This window comes from Haemophilus haemolyticus (assembly GCF_003490935.1).
Lineage (GTDB): Bacteria > Pseudomonadota > Gammaproteobacteria > Enterobacterales > Pasteurellaceae > Haemophilus > Haemophilus haemolyticus_M.
On record NZ_QQGD01000003.1, the window covers coordinates 123142 to 140351 of the forward strand.

The following is a 17210-nucleotide window of genomic DNA, read 5'->3' on the forward strand; positions in this document are numbered from 1 at the left end:
TCTAATACGCAGAATTTTCTAGTCAATAAAAAGGTCGAAAAATGAGCTGGATTAACCGAATTTTTAGTAAAGGTCCGTCTTCTTCTACTCGAAAAGCAAATGTGCCGGAAGGCGTGTGGACAAAATGTACTTCTTGTGAACAAGTACTTTATAGTGAAGAGCTTAAACGCAATCTTTATGTTTGCCCTAAATGTGGTCATCATATGCGTATTGACGCACGTGAGCGTTTATTAAAATTATTGGACGAAGGTTCAAGCCAAGAAATTGCAGCAGATTTAGAACCAAAAGATATTTTAAAATTTAAAGATTTAAAGAAATATAAAGATCGTATCAGTGCGGCACAAAAAGAAACGGGTGAAAAAGATGCGTTAATTACCATGACAGGTACGCTTTATAATATGCCAATTGTTGTGGCTGCATCGAACTTTTCTTTTATGGGCGGTTCAATGGGCTCTGTAGTGGGGGCAAAATTTGTTAAAGCAGCGGAAAAGGCAATGGAAATGAATTGTCCGTTTGTGTGTTTCTCTGCAAGTGGTGGTGCACGTATGCAGGAAGCATTGTTCTCTTTAATGCAAATGGCAAAAACCAGTGCAGTGCTTGCCCAAATGCGCGAAAAAGGTGTGCCGTTTATTTCGGTATTAACGGATCCGACTTTAGGCGGCGTATCAGCAAGTTTTGCGATGTTAGGTGATTTAAATATTGCCGAGCCAAAAGCTTTAATTGGGTTTGCGGGGCCGCGCGTTATTGAACAAACCGTACGTGAAAAACTCCCAGAAGGTTTCCAACGTAGTGAGTTTTTACTTGAGAAAGGTGCAATTGATATGATCGTGAAACGTTCAGAAATGCGTAAAACTTTGGCAAGTGTACTGAGTAAATTAACGAATCAACCTTCTCCTTTTGTAGAACCTGAACTCATTTCAGAAGATGAATAATATGCAACTTAAAGCCACTTCGCCACTCGCTGAGTGGCTTTCTTATTTAGAAAAAAGCCATTTTAAACCTATTGATCTTGGTTTAGATCGTATTAAATCCGTGGCAGAAAAATTGGATTTACTTCATCCCGCCCCTTATGTGATAACGGTGGGGGGGACGAATGGTAAAGGCACGACTTGCCGTTTGTTAGAAACGATTCTGCTTAATCACGGATTACGTGTGGGCGTGTATTCTTCGCCACATTTACTACGTTATAACGAGCGAGTACGCATTCAAAATCAAGATTTACCTGATGAAGCACATACCGCCTCTTTTGCCTTTATTGATGAAAATAAAACCGAATCGCTGACTTATTTTGAATTTAGCACCCTTTCTGCATTGCATTTATTTAAGCAATCAAAATTAGATGTGGTGATTTTAGAAGTGGGGTTAGGTGGCCGTTTAGATGCGACCAATATTGTGGATAGCCATCTTGCGGTGATTACTAGCATCGATATTGATCACACCGATTTTCTTGGGGATACCAGAGAGGCCATTGCTTTTGAAAAAGCAGGAATTTTCCGCAAAAATTGCCCTGTCGTGATTGGCGAACCTAATGTGCCACAAACAATGTTAGATCAGGCTGGAAAATTACATTGCCAAGTTTCCCGACGTGATGTGGATTGGTCATTTGAGCAAAATACTGAAAATTGGCAATGGCAAAATAAAAAAGTGCGGTTAGAAAATTTGCCGTTTTGTCAGATTCCATTGGCGAATGCTGCAACGGCTCTTGCAGCCGTTCAATGTTTACCTTTTGATATTTCGGAACAGACTTTGCGAAAATCTTTGCAAGAGGCAGAACTGGTTGGTCGTTTTCAAGCAATAAAAGCAGATAGACGTGAAAAATTAGCGGATTATTTTGGCGTATCAGTTGAAACTTTACCAACAATCATCGTTGATGTGGGGCATAATCCTCATGCTGCAAAATATTTATCTGAAAAATTGACCGTACTTAAACGTAATATAGAGGGCAAAATTATTGCCGTATGTGGGATGCTCAAAGACAAAGATGCAAATGGTGTATTTGCGCATTTAACGCCTATTATTGATGAATGGCATTGTGTAACCTTAGGCGGTTATCGCGGGCAGTCAGGCGATGAATTAGCTGATAAACTGAAAAGTCATTTCCCACATGTTCAAGCTACATCAGATAATTCTGTTATGGATGGGGTGGGTATAGCACTCAAAAGTGCGGTGAAAAATGATGTGGTTTTAGTCTTTGGATCTTTCCACACCGTTGCCGAATTTTGGGCTGTGGTGGAATAAAATTTATCATTAAAACAAAGGGCTGATATTTAAAATCAGCCCTTTGTCTTTTTAAAAGGGGATTATCTCCCCAGATTAATGATTACCAATGATAGCCAACGCCGACACCCGCTGAATAATCCTTACTGGTATTTGCCGTACCGACAAATTTTACAACGGTTTTCCCATTATCAGACATTCTTGAATAGCTAACTGCCACAGCTGAAGAGCCAGCAGAAATACCACTACCCGCAGCAAACATTGATTTACCTGGAATAGTCGATTGTGGTAATGCAGCCGCAGCAGCGATTGTTGCACTTAATCCATTTACGCGCTTATCAAGTTTATTAACACGATTTTCAAGATGATGAATGCGTTGGTCCATAATACGGATTTCTTGCGGTTTCATTCCAGTTGGACCTTGAGGACCGACTGGACCTATATCACCTTTATCGCCTTTATCGCCTTTATCGCCTTTATCGCCCTTATCGCCCTTATCACCTTTGGTGCCTTGGATACCTTGCTCGCCTTTGTCGCCTTTAGGGCCTGTTGCTCCAGTATCACCTTTATCACCTTTAGGGCCTTGTGCACCAGCTGCACCATCTTGTCCAGGATCACCTTTATCACCTTTAGGGCCTTGTGCACCAGCTGCACCATCTTGTCCAGGATCACCTTTATCACCTTTAGGGCCTTGTGCACCAGCTGCACCATCTTGTCCAGGATCACCTTTATCGCCTTTAGGGCCTTGTGCACCAGCTGCACCATCTTGTCCAGGATCACCTTTATCACCTTTAGGGCCTTGTGCACCAGCTGCACCATCTTGTCCAGGATCACCTTTATCACCTTTAGGGCCTTGTGCACCAGCTGCACCATCTTGTCCAGGATCACCTTTATCGCCTTTAGGGCCTTGTGCACCAGCTGCACCATCTTGTCCAGGATCACCTTTATCACCTTTAGGGCCTTGTGCACCAGCTGCACCATCTTGTCCAGGATCACCTTTATCACCTTTAGGGCCTTGTGCACCAACTGCACCATCTCCAGCTACACCTACACCAGGATCACCTCTATCGCCTTTATCACCTTTAGGGCCTTGTGGACCAGCAGGTCCAGCTACACCAGGATCACCCTTATCACCCTTATCACCTTTATCACCTTTATCACCTTTAGGACCTGCAACTCCTGCATCACCCGTTGTATTTTTCACATTGGAGCCAACAAAAATAAATTCACCTTTAGTATCAGTGCGTTTTTCTGCATATAAACCATCCCCAAAATACATACGTAAGCCATTAGCAAGGTAGTTTTCAACAACTGGATTATTACTTATTGGTGATGGAGGTGTGATTGCGCCTGCAGTTCCTTTCGCATCGCCGTAGAAAGATACTCGCGGAATAAAGCTGTAAAGTTGGGAACCATTGATTGCATCGGTACTGTCCGCTGAAATTAAGCCTGGCGCAACGTGTTGGATTCGGCGAGTTTGTGTTTCATTACCTACGCTAAATACACCTACAACATTTGTGCCACCTGCAAAATTAGCAAAATTTTTAACCGCACTTCCAGCAGTTGTGTAATAGCCAATATTTTCAGATGTGTAGGCATTATCAGTACCCTTTGTATAAGGATTTGATGTAGTTAAAGTAGCAACGGTGGTTGCATTACTGCCTATTGCCACACTATTAGCGACATTTGCCTCAGCCTTATAACCCAAAGCAAAAGCATTATCTGCTAAAGCTTTGCTTTCATTTCCAAGTGCTGCTGCATTGGCTTTCTTGGCTTTAGATTTTTTACCTATAGCAATTGCATTACTGACTTCTAATACATCATCTTCAGAATTGGCTTCTTCACCAATAGAAATATTTTCATTGCCTTTGAGTTTATTACCTGATTTTTTACCAAGTGCAATGTTATTATTGCCTTCAACATCTTTTCCTGCATTTTCACCGCCAGCAAAGTTGCTATTGCCAGTAACTTTCTGACCCGCAGATTTACCCATAGCAACATTGTTATGACCTGTAACTTCATTTCCAGCTTCATGACCTGCCGCATAGTTACTGCTACCTGTTACTTTTTTACCCGCTTCGGCACCTGCTACAAAGTTATTGCTGCCCGTTACTTTATTGCCGCTTTCATGACCCAAGGATGTATTGAAGTTTCCTTCTACTTCTTTTCCTGATTCTTTACCTAAAACAACGTTGCTTTCACCTTTAATCCAACTACCAGAATTGACACCAGCAGCAAAGTTATCTTGGCCATCAATCCATCTTCCCGCACTATATCCAAAAGCGATATTGTGCTCTGCTTTATCTACAGTACCAGCATCTGTTGTAGTTAATACATTGCCATTGGCGTCATAGGTATTTACCCATCTATGACCGACATAATTCCCTGCATTTTCAGCAAAGGCTAGGTTGAAGTTACCAACTACGTGGCTACCAGCCGCCTTACCAAAGGCCATATTGTTCCATCCTTTAGATTGACCATATTTTTCATCATCTGTTGTTGCGCTAGCATTTTTTATATAGCCATCAACATCTTGTCCTGCATCTAGACCAAAAGCATAGTTGTAATTCCCACCTACTCTTTGACCTGCGTTTTGACCGATTGCAACGTTATAACTACCCGTTGTATCATGGCCTGAATCTTGTCCTGCCATAAAGTTATTATTACCAGATACGCGCCATCCTGCACTAGGTCCTAAAGCGTAGTTGTTGGAGCCTGTTGTGTATTGACCAGCCTTGTAGCCTGAAAAAAAGTTATAATTTCCGCTAGTATTTGAACCAGCTCCTTCTATTAAAGAAATGTTATGACTACCACTTATATCTTGTCCTGCGTTTAAACCAGTAGCAAAGTTGTGACTTCCTGAAATAGTTCGCCCTGCACTTTCTCCAAAAGCAATGTTATGTGAACCTGAAACCTTAAATCCAGATAACTTACCAAAGGCAAAGTTACTTGTTCCAGTTAATTGATGACCAGCTTGTTCTCCATAAGTAAAGTTATAGTTTCCAGAGTTACTATCTCCTGCGTTAGAACCAAATGTAAAATTATATTTTCCATGAGTTGCTCTACCAGATAAGTTTCCACCAAAAATAAAGTTATATTCAGAATTTCCAATGGAGTTGAAACCAGCTGTATCACCAAAAGTAAAAATATATTTACCACCATAAGACTCTTGTCCAGCGTTTCTACCGATAGCTATACCATAATCCCAATAGTGATGATCGCCTTCTCCAATAACTATTCGATGTGTGCCGCCAACAACACCTGCATTACCTAACACAAGAGTATTATTAGCTTCCCAGTTTGTTGCAGTGCCTGCAATAATCGTATTTGTGTCACCAATCTGTGTTATTACCCCAAACGAATAATTACTCCACAAAGCCAAAGCAATTAGAGAATAAGAAAAAGAAGTTTTTGTATTCATAATAAATAATCGTATAAAAGAAGAATTTCCTACGACAGAAGAAAATTGACTAGATCGAATAGATAGATCTTTATCTTTTCTGTCACCAAATAACAGGAAAAGAGAAGTACTACATTGAATGTTAGTGAGAGATTGGGATTTTAATTTTTTCGATGTGTAACTATGTTACACATCCCCCTGTAGTACTACAGGGCGTTTATACGCCCTGATTATTCTCTTTGTTGCTCACTATTTCCAAGAATATTTCACACCCACGGTGCCTTGGTAACCTTTGTGTTGGTTACTATCGAAGGATTTTTCATAGCGAGCATCCGCATAAAGGTAAGTGTTTTCACTTAAGGAGAATTGAGAACCCAAGCCTAATTCCCACCAAGTGCGGTCAAATTTCTCGGTTAATTTGTCACGACCAATTAATGCATTGCCCGTTGCTTTAAAATCGTGCCAAATATTACCGATGAAATAATAGGTGCGAGTGCGTTGTTTATCATTTGGTTTGTTATATGCCAAACGGAAACCAACACGACCACGCAAGCCATAACCTTTTTGCGAAACGGAACGAGTGCCGTCGTTAAAGTTGCCTAAGCGCAAGTATTGAGCAATAAGTTGTGCTTGCGGCTCTAAAATCCAGCTATCTCCGTTGTTGGTTTTATCTTTACCTAAGGCGTAAGGACGACCAGTTTCCACTGAAAGGGCAGCACCCCATCCGTGATTTTTCGCTTGTGTGCCATCAACGGATGAATAACGGTTATTTAACCAAGAGAGTTGTCCCACCCAGTCAATGTAAGTGCCATTTTCATTGTAACGTGTGTCAGTTACACCAAGATTAAGTGCAGTAGTTTTTACGCGAGAAGTTAATTTATCTGCAATCACGACACCGTTTTTCGCGCGGTATTCATCATAGAATTTGCTGTGAGAACGTAACGCGCCGAAATACAAGCCAGTGAAACGACGAGTGAGTTTGCCCTCATCATCCTGTTTGGTTTTAACATCAAAGTCGTGCCCCACTTGGAAACCATACATATTGGTTTTTAAACCAAAACGTTCTTTTCCGTTGAGTTTAAGGTGTTTGCCAATCACACGACCCCAAGATTGTTTTTCCACATCTTGCCAATAACTGCTTTGTTTATCCCAAGAAAGGGTTTGGTTTTCGCCACGGCGTTGATGAAGTGTATCCAACATTGTATAGCCCAATTCCAAGTTTTGGCGCGGAACGAGCGTATAAGCCGGCACGCTTGGCGTGATGATGGTTTTATCTTTATTTGGTGTGGTTAAAGTCCAGAAGTATTCTGTTACACCATTGTCATCTTTATGTGAAACTAATTGTAATTCTCCTGCCCCTGTGGTTTTTGCTGTACCAGTAAAGGTTGAACGTGTATTGTAAGCGTAAGGTTTGGTTGCATCCGTAGAATTTATTTCATTGCCTTCTGTTCCACTGTCAGCACCTAAAACTTTAATAACAGGGACACTACGTTTGTAGCGATCGGCAAGTTCGCCGATTGAGCCATCAATAACATCTTCAGTTCCATCCGTCTTAATAGCTTTGACAGTCGTATTACCAGAGGCATCACCTGTAATCGTTAATAAATCTGATTCTGAATTTGTGCCGAGATAATCACCTGGGGTATCCCATTTGGTGTTTACTTCTAACACACCATCTTTACCAACATAATTTCCTTCAATGGTCAGTCTGTCTGCATAGGATTGATTCGCAAGGGTAATGATGCCTCCGTTGGTGAATGTTCCCTTTTCAAATACGGCAGTTCTGCCAGATAAAGAAATGCCTTGATCAGATTGCTTTAATGTACCCTCTGAGAGTAATACAGTACCTTCAGGTGTTTCTAATATTGTGTTTTTTGCAAGGTTAAAAGTAGCTTTTGTTAGTTTTATGGTTCCAAGATCTTCTGATTTGAATTCCATTGCGCCATTTGTAATTTTTAGCACGGCATTGGTAATAGGGAAAGGGTAGCGCATTGTAAATGATTTTTCTGTTCCATCTGGATTGATTAATGTACCAGATGCGCCAAAGATCTCTCCTTCAGGGATAGAAACAGTTCCATCAGAAATTGATGGTTTATTTGCGCTTTTATCACTGTGTTTATGAATTAATGTAATTTTATAGTCGGTGCCTGCTCCAGTCGCATGTTTTGAAGCATCTAGTACCCCACCATTGGCAAGATTCACATCATAAGCTGTCGCACGTTGGACAGCTTCATCGGTTTTCGGTGCTAATTCCCAAGTTGCGTTATGATCAACGGTGACATCAAGTTTAGAGGTTAAGCCTGATCTTGAATGCTGATGCGTCAAACCAATCGCTTTTGCTTTATTATCTAGCGTAAAAGTGAGATCTGAGGCTTTGGTTTTTGCTAATTTTGTTTCAGCTAACCAACCTTTATTTGCTGCTTTTGCTTCGGATTGCTCACCTTTTAATAAGAATTTTGCATTTTCGGCAAAAAATTCCCCATTGTTAAACCAGCTGGCGACGCGGTCTCCTGCAATAGATACCGCAAGGCTGTTTACATTCTTGGCATCAGCGATAATCAATGAGGCATTTTCAGAAGTGGTTGAAATTTTAGTATTATTTAACCGCACTTCTTGATCTTTATTTGGCTCATTACGAGAAACATTATCACTAAAAAAGCTATACCGTACTTTAGTGGTATAGTCTTGCGTATCAAATACAATGGCTGAATTACCTGATGTGATTGTTCCTGTGCTGGTTTCACTATCCGCGATTAAACGGGATTTTGTGCCGAATAAACGCACAGTAGCTGAATCTTTTGTTTCTGAAGTATCAAGCACCATATTGCCTGTCGAGTTGATCACTGCACCTTTGTAATCATCAGCTTTTGGCGTGTTAGGTAATTCTGGTTTACCAATTTTTAATGCCGCAGAGAATTTACCATTGGCTTTTACAGTGATATTGCTGTCTTTTAAATTGGCTTCAGCACCATCACCTGCAATGTAGATACCCACTAAATAATCGCCAATTTTTTTGGTTGATTTATCTTCAACGTTGATAGTTAATAATTTTTCAGAATTTAAAATAGGGGTTGAATGAGCGGATGATTTTCGATAGATCCTAATCCCTGAAAGTTGATGGCCAAATGGAGCAGTTGCACCGCTAAAGCTTCGGGAGCCTAGTTTGGTATCTGGAGTATTATCTACATGAATAGTAGCATTATCTTTTAAAGTTAAAATACTTTTTTCTTTTCCTTGTCCATTCCAATCATAACCTACTGCAATGCCATAAGCTGCATTGGAGTCTGGAGACATACCAGGATCTCCTTCACTGGCTAAAGTAACAGCAATATTAGTTTTTCCTTGAATTTCTTCAGTATGATCGCCACGAATAATAATGGCTTTAGGATAAGTGTGTTTTGAAGGATCTGCAGGCGTAACAGTGATATTTACATCACCAGTAACAGTGTTTGTAGCATCGGTTACTTCGTGAGCTGGCGTTTCACCAGAATTTTGGTTATTGATATTAATTTCAGTATAGTTAGTAGCAAAAGCCGTAGTAGAAAGGGCAGAAGAGATTAGAATACTAAGAAGTTTTTTTTGCAATTTTGCTTGCTTTTGAGATTCTTGTTTCATAAGTTAACCTAACAAAGTTGTGAGTTCAACGATAATTAAAGTAAATCCTTTAGCATAAAACAGGACTTTCCTTATCGGCTGAATTTTAATCAGTTTGTGTTTATTTAACAAGTTTAGATTAGTGTGATTTTAAAAAAATAGAAGAAATATGATTTAGATCAATATTTATAATGTGGCGCTGTTTGGCAATGGCTGAGGCTCTCCCAAAAAATAAGGTTCAACCCCTAATATCAAATCAAAAACCGCTTTTATGCGGGCAAAAATTTCTCTTATTTGTGTGGAAAAATGTAATTCTGGCTGTTTTGCCACAAAGCAAATGGCATCAATATTATGTGCTTTAGCAATTAATAGTGCGCGTTCGCAATGAAATTTTTGACTGACAATCGTAAATGCTTGCACTTGGAAAATTTTATTGGCGCGAACAACTGAATCAAGGGTGCGAAAACCTGCAAAATCACGGAACATTAAAGTTTCTGGCACGCCCATTTTGCGTAAATCGCGAAACATTGCTCTTGGTTCGTTATATTGCAACGTTCGGTTGTCGCCACTTAATAAAAGATAATTCACTTTTTGTTGTTCGATTAGGCTTTTAGCTGCCATTAAGCGGCTATCGTAATAAATGTTCGGTTTTCCGCTGACGGTGTATTTTGATGTGCCAAGCACAAGGGCGTAAGGACGAAAGGGCAGCTCATCAATATTTGTGAATATTTTATCGCGAACATAAAAACTTACGCCTCGATCAACTAGCAAGCAAAGTATAATCAATGCAAAGATTGCGTAGAGTAGGGCGCGAAAAAGTGCGGTGAATTTTGGGGAGAATTTTTTTACTAGCATAGCGGTAAACATAATGAAAAATCGACCGCACTTCAAGGGGAATTTGATGGATTTTGTGAATCGCATTGATGTGCGATAATTTAGCCGTTTAGACGGCTAAAATTTCTTGACAAGCTAATCGACTTACTGATAGTTTAAACGCCATTCTGATTATTACGATAGGTTTTCAATGTCTGTGCAAAATGTAGTGCTTTTTGACACACAGCCTTTAACTCTGATGCTTGGCGGCAAACTTTCCCATATTAATGTCGCATATCAAACTTATGGCACACTCAATGCCGAGAAAAATAATGCGGTACTAATTTGCCACGCGCTAACTGGCGATGCTGAGCCTTATTTCGATGATGGTCGCGATGGCTGGTGGCAGAATTTTATGGGTGCAGGTTTAGCATTAGATACAGATCGTTATTTTTTTATTAGCTCGAACGTATTAGGTGGTTGCAAGGGAACAACTGGGCCTTCATCAATTAATCCGCAAACGGGTAAACCTTATGGTAGCCAATTTCCTAATATTGTTGTGCAAGATATTGTTAAAGTACAAAAAGCCTTGCTTGATCATCTTGGCATTAGCCATTTAAAAGCGATTATTGGCGGATCTTTTGGTGGCATGCAAGCGAACCAATGGGCGATTGATTATCCTGATTTTATGGATAATATCGTGAATCTTTGTTCATCTATTTATTTTAGTGCTGAAGCCATCGGTTTTAACCATGTTATGCGTCAAGCGGTAATTAATGATCCTAATTTTAACGGCGGCGATTATTACGAGGGTACACCGCCAGATCAAGGGCTATCTATTGCTCGTATGCTAGGTATGCTGACTTACCGCACTGATTTACAGCTTGCAAAAGCCTTTGGACGAGCAACAAAATCAGATGGCAGCTTTTGGGGCGATTACTTTCAAGTGGAATCCTACCTTTCTTATCAAGGCAAAAAATTCTTAGAACGTTTTGATGCAAATAGTTATTTGCATTTGTTACGTGCGTTGGATATGTATGATCCAAGCATAGGGTATGAAAATGTCAAAGAGGCATTATCACGCATTAAAGCACGCTATACATTGGTTTCTGTGACAACGGATCAACTATTTAAGCCTGTTGACCTTTATAAAAGTAAACAGCTTTTAGAGCAAAGTGGAGTCGATCTACATTTTTACGAATTCCCATCAGATTATGGACACGATGCGTTTTTAGTGGATTATGATCAGTTTGAAAAACGAATTAGAGATGGTTTAGCGGGTAATTAGTCATAAAAAAGTGCGGTGAAATTTCACCGCACTTTTTTCTTATTTTTAAAAACTTTCTTAGTTTATACCGCACTTTTTATCCAAAAGTTCTGAAGTGTAATTAAGCATAATGCAAGCCAAATTATTCCGTTTGCAATGCCTTTTTGTGTTCTGAAAAATTGATGTATGTCAATTTTAATGGTACAAGCACTTATAATTATCTTGAGTTAGGCAACCGTTTACTCTATGCTCTTGACGATTTATTTCAACCTTAGGAGTATCCAATGATTCAAGTAATCGTTGCAGCTCACGGTAAGCTTGCTGCTGAGTTGGTCAATTCTTCTGAAATGGTGTTTGGTGAGGTGGAAGGACTCCACGGTGTAACATTCGTTCCAGGAGAAGGGCAAGACACCTTGGTGGAAAAGTATGAGGCTATTATTGCTGAATGCTCGCCATCAGATAGCGTGTTATTTTTGGTAGATTTATTTGGTGGTAGCCCGTATAACGCGGCAGCTCGAGTGGCGGCAAAACGTCCTCAAGATGATATTGTCACTGGCGTAAGTTTACCAATGTTATTAGAAGTATTAGATGCCAAGGATGATGCAAAATCAGCGGAAGCTCTTGCCAATGTCGCCAAGGAAGTTGGCGTAATGGCGGTGAAAAGTTATCGGAAACCAGATGATGTTGCCTCTTTCGCTCAACCTGAAGCCACTTCAGAAGCAAAAAGTGCGGTCAATTCTAAACAAGAATCTGAGGAACAGGAAGATAATATTCAATACGATCCTAATGGACGTATGAGTGTCAATTTACTGCGTATTGATGATCGTTTAATTCATGGTCAAGTCGCTACTTCTTGGGCAAAAGCAGTGAAATGCGAAGCCATTTTTGCTATTAGTGATGAAGTGGCAAATGATGAATTACGTAAGGAATTGCTTCTTCAAATTGCGCCGCCACATTTGAAAGCCTATGTCATTCCTGTGGATAAAGCGATTAAGGTTTACAACAATCCAAAATATGCGAGCCGTAATATTTTAATGCTTGTAACCAAGCCAGAAGATGCCGTGCGTTTAATCGAAGGTGGTTTGCGTATTGATACCATTAACGTGGGCGGAATGACGCATAAAGAAGGCAATAAACAGCTTTCTGATGCGGTCACAGTGAATCCATCTAATGTCGCTGCATTCAAAAAATTACTTGATATGGGCGTGAAGCTTTCCCTTCAAAAAGTAGCAGCGAATAAGCCTGTTGAACTTACTCGCGAAAAACTTGATTCAATTAAATTCTAGGAGCGCATTTTATGTCAACAATGGAACTCATTTTAGTCGTGCTTGTCGCGGCAATTTGCGGTATGGGGAGCGTATTAGATGAGCGTCAAACCCACCGTCCACTTTTTGCTTGTACTATGATTGGCTTGGTATTAGGCGATCTTGAAACCGGTATTATCCTTGGCGGTACATTAGAAATGATCGCGCTAGGTTGGATGAACGTTGGGGCTGCGATGGCGCCAGATGCAGCACTTGCTAGTGTGATCTCTGCGATTCTTGTTATTAAAGGCGGTCAATCTGTGGGTACAGCGATTGCTATCGCGGTGCCAGTTGCTGCTGCAGGTCAAGTGCTTACTATTTTCGTACGTACACTAACAATCTTCTTACAACATAAAGCGGATAAATTTGCTGAGCAAGCTAATTTCCGTGGGATTGAACTTTGCCATTTTGCAGGGCTTTCTTTACAAGCATTGCGTGTTGCAATTCCTGCATTAGCGGTTGGTTTGGTCGCAGGTACTGATGCCGTAACTAGCGCATTAGATGCAATTCCTGAAGTGATTACTCGTGGCTTACAAATTGCGGGTGGATTTATCGTCGTAGTAGGTTATGCAATGGTGATTAATATGATGCGTGCGGGTGCATTAATGCCATTCTTCTTCCTTGGTTTTGTTATTGCTTCCTTTACTAATTACAACTTAGTTGGATTGGGTATTCTTGGTATTTGCTTAGCAATGCTTTATATCCAATTAAATCCGCGTTTTAACCAAGTCGCAATGCCTGTGGCAAGCAAAAGAAAACTTGCTGATAACGAATTAGAAGGTCTATAAGGAGCGTATTATGTCAGAACAAAAAGTAACTCTTACAAAGGGTGATATTTTAAGTACTTATTTCCGTTCAACGTTCCTTTTAGGTTCATTTAACTTTGAACGTATGCAATCAATGGGATTTTGTGTTTCGATGATCCCAACAATCAAACGCTTATATAGCAAAAAAGAAGATCAGGCTGCGGCACTCAAACGCCATCTTGAATTTTTTAATACTCAACCTTGGGTTGGGTCTGCAATTATGGGCGTGACCGCCGCAATGGAACAAGAGCGTGCGAATGGCGCAAAAGATGTGGATGATGCGGCAATTAGTGGTGTAAAAGTCGGACTTATGGGGCCACTAGCTGGTGTGGGCGATCCTATTTTCTGGGGAACTTTACGCCCAGTTTTAGCCGCACTTGGTGCTGGAATTGCCTTAACAGGTAGCATTTTAGGTCCATTATTGTTTTTTATCTTAATCAATGTGATCCGTGCTGTTACTCGCTGGTATGGTTTCAAATATGGTTATGAAAAAGGCACTGAAATCGTTTCTGATATGGGCGGTGGACGTTTGCAAAAAATCACTCAAGGGGCTTCTATTCTTGGTCTCTTTGTCATGGGCTCGTTGGTTTCTAAATGGACAAGTATTAATGTCCCATTAGAACTTACTCGTTATAAAAACCAATTGGGTGAAGAAGTTGTTGTAACATTGCAAGGCGTATTAAATGATCTACTTCCAGGTTTATTAGCCTTATTACTGACTTTCTTATGTATGTATTTATTACGTAAAAAAGTGAATGCAATGGTGATTATTTTCGGTTTATTTGGCGTAGGGATTTTAGGTTACTGGGCTGGTATTCTTGCATAATCCTTTAGAAAGCTAATAATAAGGGCGATGATAACGCCCTTATTTTTTATGGTGAATTTGAATGAAATTATCTGAACTTATCCAAGCACCACCCAGTGAAACTTATATTAAAAACAGCTCTCGACTGGTTTCAGGCTTATTTGTTATAGGTGGGTTACTGTATTATCCGACGAGCGGTTATGGCACTGTCATTGCATTGGCATTAACACTAATTGTTTTAGTTGGGCAAAAGATGTTGCTTACCCAAGCAAATAAGGATTTTGCTGATATGTATCAAGCACAGGCTTTATTTGAAAAAACGCAAAACTATGACTATTTACATTTTATTATGGCGCGTTCAGAACAGATGCTAAAGGATAATAAAGTGCTTTCTGACAAAGCAAAAAATGAAATTCATAAGCTACAAGCATTTTCTCAAGGTGAATTAGAAAAGATGGAGGAATAAAAAATGGCTACATGAAGTAGCCATTTTTATAAGCGGAAAAGTGCGGTCAGTTTTCAACGCACTTTTATCTTATTTCTTGCCTAATTGTGGCAATACTGAATCTTTAATTGCGCTTAATAAACCTGTTTGTGCATAGATACCAAGTTTACCTCGGGTGTCAGATACATCTAAATTACGCATTGTTAATTGACCGATACGATCAATTGGATCAAATGGTGCATCTTCCACTTTTTCCATACTTAAACGCTCTGCTTCGTAGGTTAAGTTCGGTGATTCGGTATTTAAGATCGTGAAGTCATTACCACGACGAAGTTCAAGTGTTACCGTGCCCGTAATCGCTTTTGCCACCCAACGTTGTGCTGTTTCGCGCAGCATTAGTGCTTGCGGATCAAACCAACGACCTTGATATAACAAACGGCCTAAACGGATACCATTAATACGATATTGTTCGATGGTATCTTCATTGTGAATACCGGTTACCAAACGTTCATAAGCAATATGCAATAATGCCATTCCTGGTGCTTCATAAATACCACGAGATTTTGCTTCAATTATGCGGTTTTCGATTTGGTCAGACATCCCTAAACCATGACGGCTACCGATACGATTGGCTTCTAGAATAATATCAACTGCATTATCAAAACGTTTACCATTTAATGCGACAGGGATGCCTTCTTCAAAAGTGACTGTGACTGTTTCAGGTTTAATTTCTACATTCTCGTCCCAAAATGCTACACCCATAATTGGTTTAACAATTTTCATCCCAGTGCTTAATTGCTCCAAGTCTTTTGCTTCATGGGTTGCACCCAGCATATTGGAATCGGTCGAATAGGCTTTTTCAACAGACATTTTATAGTCAAAACCATTTTCGATAAGGAATTGAGACATTTCAAAGCGACCACCAAGTTCTTCAATAAATTGCGCATCTAACCAAGGTTTATAGATTTTTAAATTCGGGTTTGTTAATAAACCATAACGATAGAAACGTTCGATATCATTCCCTTTGAATGTAGAGCCATCCCCCCAAATATTTACATCGTCTTCTTTCATTGCAGCAACAAGCATTGTGCCAGTTACTGCGCGACCAAGTGGCGTTGTATTGAAGTAAGGAATTCCGCCTGTAGAAATATGGAATGCACCGCATTGAATTGCCGCAATGCCTTCATGAGCAAGCTGAGCACGACAATCAATTAAGCGAGCATTTTCTGCACCATACGCCATCGCTTTTTTAGGGATTGCGCTGTAGTCATCCTCATCAGGTTGGCCTAAATTGGCGGTGTAGGCATAAGGCACCGCGCCTTTTTGACGCATCCAAAGTAATGCTGCACTGGTGTCTAATCCGCCAGAGAACGCGATACCGACTTTTTGTCCTTCAGGTAAATGTTGTAGAATTGTATTTGACATATCTTTTCCTTGTTTATAATTTAGATTGAATAATTAATCATTTTATTTGAATAAAAAGTCATTTAAATATAACCGCACTTTTTACGTTTGTCTAGCCTTTTATGTATTAAGACGAAAAATCTTTAGTTGTCATCATGCATAAAAAATCCCCGCTCTAAATAGCAGGGATTTTGATTTCTATTTTGTTAATAAATCCAGTGCTTCCTGATATTTATCAACCGTTTTCTGAATAATATTTTCTGGCACTTTCGGTGCGGGAGCTTGTTTGTTCCAGCCGCTATTTTCTAACCAATCGCGTACAAATTGTTTATCGAATGATGGAGGATTAATCCCTTCCTGATAAGTATCGATAGACCAAAAACGGCTAGAATCAGGTGTTAATACTTCATCCATTAAAGTGAGCGTGCCATTTTCATCTAAACCGAATTCAAATTTTGTGTCGCAAATAATAATGCCTTTAGTCAGTGCATATTCTGCAGCAGCAGTATAAAGTGCGATCGCTTTTTCTTTTACTTGTGCGGCTAAATCAGCCCCGATGAGTTTTTCACATTCTGCATAGCTGATATTTATATCATGATTGCCAACGGCTTCTTTACTTGATGGGGTGAAAATAGGTTCTGGTAATTTACTGGCTTCAACTAAGCCTTCAGGTAATTTTAATCCACAGATGGTTCCAGTTTGTTTGTAATCTTTTAAACCACTGCCAGTTAAATAGCCACGTACGATAGATTCAATTTTAATGGGATTTAAACGTTTACACACTACCGCGCGATCTTTGATTAAATCGGCTTCTTCTTTTGGTAACACATCATAAACACTTTCGCCAGTGAAATGATTCGGCATAATGTGAGCAAGTTTGTTAAACCAAAAATTGGATATTTGAGTCAGGATTTCGCCTTTTCGTGGAATGGGATCATCTAAAATAACATCAAACGCAGATAATCGGTCAGAAGCAACCATTAGCATACGTTTATCATCGATTTCATAGAGATCGCGTACTTTACCTGAATAGATTTTTTTTAGACTTAGAGTGGGGAGTTGTTGTGTCATCGTTTTGCACCTGTATGAAAGTAAAAACTGGCGCGTATTGTACCTCACTTTTAAAGCAAACGTTTGCTATTTTTTAAAGAAATA

At 39.9% G+C, this 17210-nt stretch carries 12 protein-coding genes; 7 read left to right on the plus strand and 5 right to left on the minus strand.

Annotated elements, in window-relative coordinates; all coding sequences use genetic code 11:
* Nucleotides 1–41 precede the first annotated feature (41 nt).
* Both accD and folC read left to right on the plus strand, forming a co-directional pair.
* A complete protein-coding gene (gene accD / locus DV417_RS04775) occupies nucleotides 42–932 on the plus strand; it encodes an acetyl-CoA carboxylase, carboxyltransferase subunit beta (RefSeq protein ID WP_118878868.1) in 891 nt (296 codons plus the stop codon).
* A 1-nt stretch (nucleotide 933) separates the two neighbouring features.
* The gene (gene folC, locus DV417_RS04780; protein ID WP_181153834.1) at nucleotides 934–2238 is read left to right on the plus strand and encodes a bifunctional tetrahydrofolate synthase/dihydrofolate synthase; all 1305 of its coding nucleotides are present in this window, start codon (nucleotides 934–936) and stop codon (nucleotides 2236–2238) included.
* Nucleotides 2239–2320: 82 nt separating this feature from the next.
* On the opposite strand, the gene DV417_RS04785 is transcribed toward folC, so the two are convergent.
* The 3 genes from DV417_RS04785 to DV417_RS04795 form a co-directional block, all read right to left on the minus strand.
* A complete protein-coding gene (locus DV417_RS04785) occupies nucleotides 2321–5638 on the minus strand; it encodes a YadA-like family protein (protein WP_118878872.1) in 3318 nt (1105 codons plus the stop codon).
* A gap of 228 nt (nucleotides 5639–5866) precedes the next feature.
* Nucleotides 5867–9232 carry an autotransporter family protein gene (locus DV417_RS09535; RefSeq protein WP_118878874.1) on the minus strand — a complete coding sequence of 1122 codons (3366 nt, stop codon included), beginning with the start codon at nucleotides 9230–9232 and terminating at the stop codon, nucleotides 5867–5869.
* 165 nt (nucleotides 9233–9397) lie between these two features.
* On the minus strand, nucleotides 9398–10078 hold the full coding sequence (locus DV417_RS04795; protein WP_118878876.1) for a SanA/YdcF family protein: 681 nt from the start codon (nucleotides 10076–10078) through the stop codon (nucleotides 9398–9400).
* A gap of 157 nt (nucleotides 10079–10235) precedes the next feature.
* On the opposite strand from DV417_RS04795, the gene metX reads away from it, so the two are divergent.
* The 5 genes from metX (at nucleotide 10236) to DV417_RS04820 (ending at nucleotide 14672) form a co-directional block, all read left to right on the plus strand.
* Nucleotides 10236–11312 (plus strand): homoserine O-acetyltransferase MetX, encoded by a 1077-nt coding sequence (gene metX / locus DV417_RS04800; protein WP_118878878.1) that lies wholly within the window; start codon nucleotides 10236–10238, stop codon nucleotides 11310–11312.
* A gap of 263 nt (nucleotides 11313–11575) precedes the next feature.
* A complete protein-coding gene (locus tag DV417_RS04805) occupies nucleotides 11576–12577 on the plus strand; it encodes a mannose/fructose/sorbose PTS transporter subunit IIA (protein WP_118878880.1) in 1002 nt (333 codons plus the stop codon).
* Between the two features lie 11 nt (nucleotides 12578–12588).
* Nucleotides 12589–13383, plus strand: coding sequence for a PTS mannose/fructose/sorbose transporter subunit IIC (locus DV417_RS04810; protein ID WP_118878882.1), 795 nt, complete (start codon nucleotides 12589–12591; stop codon nucleotides 13381–13383).
* A 10-nt stretch (nucleotides 13384–13393) separates the two neighbouring features.
* Entirely contained in the window at nucleotides 13394–14227 is an 834-nt protein-coding gene (manZ, locus tag DV417_RS04815; RefSeq protein WP_005635877.1) for a PTS mannose transporter subunit IID, read from the plus strand.
* A gap of 61 nt (nucleotides 14228–14288) precedes the next feature.
* Nucleotides 14289–14672: a hypothetical protein gene (locus DV417_RS04820; RefSeq protein ID WP_065246065.1), complete on the plus strand. Its 384-nt coding sequence runs from the start codon at nucleotides 14289–14291 to the stop codon at nucleotides 14670–14672.
* A gap of 69 nt (nucleotides 14673–14741) precedes the next feature.
* Here the strand turns inward: DV417_RS04820 and argG are convergent, their stop codons facing one another.
* Nucleotides 14742–16076 (minus strand): argininosuccinate synthase, encoded by a 1335-nt coding sequence (gene argG / locus DV417_RS04825; protein WP_118878884.1) that lies wholly within the window; start codon nucleotides 16074–16076, stop codon nucleotides 14742–14744.
* A 177-nt stretch (nucleotides 16077–16253) separates the two neighbouring features.
* Nucleotides 16254–17126 (minus strand): phosphoribosylaminoimidazolesuccinocarboxamide synthase, encoded by an 873-nt coding sequence (locus DV417_RS04830; RefSeq protein WP_005632612.1) that lies wholly within the window; start codon nucleotides 17124–17126, stop codon nucleotides 16254–16256.
* Between the last annotated feature and the right edge of the window lie 84 nt (nucleotides 17127–17210).

Bases quoted from the DNA above. Each gene is read 5' to 3' on its own strand.
- folC (WP_181153834.1), top strand. From the start codon at position 934: ATGCAACTTAAAGCCACTTCGCCACTCGCTGAGTGGCTTTCTTATTTA.
- DV417_RS04830 (WP_005632612.1), bottom strand. From the start codon at position 17,126: ATGACACAACAACTCCCCACTCTAAGTCTAAAAAAAATCTATTCAGGT.
- DV417_RS04785 (WP_118878872.1), bottom strand. From the start codon at position 5,638: ATGAATACAAAAACTTCTTTTTCTTATTCTCTAATTGCTTTGGCTTTG.
- manZ (WP_005635877.1), top strand. From the start codon at position 13,394: ATGTCAGAACAAAAAGTAACTCTTACAAAGGGTGATATTTTAAGTACT.
- DV417_RS04805 (WP_118878880.1), top strand. From the start codon at position 11,576: ATGATTCAAGTAATCGTTGCAGCTCACGGTAAGCTTGCTGCTGAGTTG.
- argG (WP_118878884.1), bottom strand. From the start codon at position 16,076: ATGTCAAATACAATTCTACAACATTTACCTGAAGGACAAAAAGTCGGT.
- DV417_RS04820 (WP_065246065.1), top strand. From the start codon at position 14,289: ATGAAATTATCTGAACTTATCCAAGCACCACCCAGTGAAACTTATATT.
- DV417_RS04795 (WP_118878876.1), bottom strand. From the start codon at position 10,078: ATGTTTACCGCTATGCTAGTAAAAAAATTCTCCCCAAAATTCACCGCA.
- DV417_RS09535 (WP_118878874.1), bottom strand. From the start codon at position 9,232: ATGAAACAAGAATCTCAAAAGCAAGCAAAATTGCAAAAAAAACTTCTT.
- DV417_RS04810 (WP_118878882.1), top strand. From the start codon at position 12,589: ATGTCAACAATGGAACTCATTTTAGTCGTGCTTGTCGCGGCAATTTGC.
- accD (WP_118878868.1), top strand. From the start codon at position 42: ATGAGCTGGATTAACCGAATTTTTAGTAAAGGTCCGTCTTCTTCTACT.
- metX (WP_118878878.1), top strand. From the start codon at position 10,236: ATGTCTGTGCAAAATGTAGTGCTTTTTGACACACAGCCTTTAACTCTG.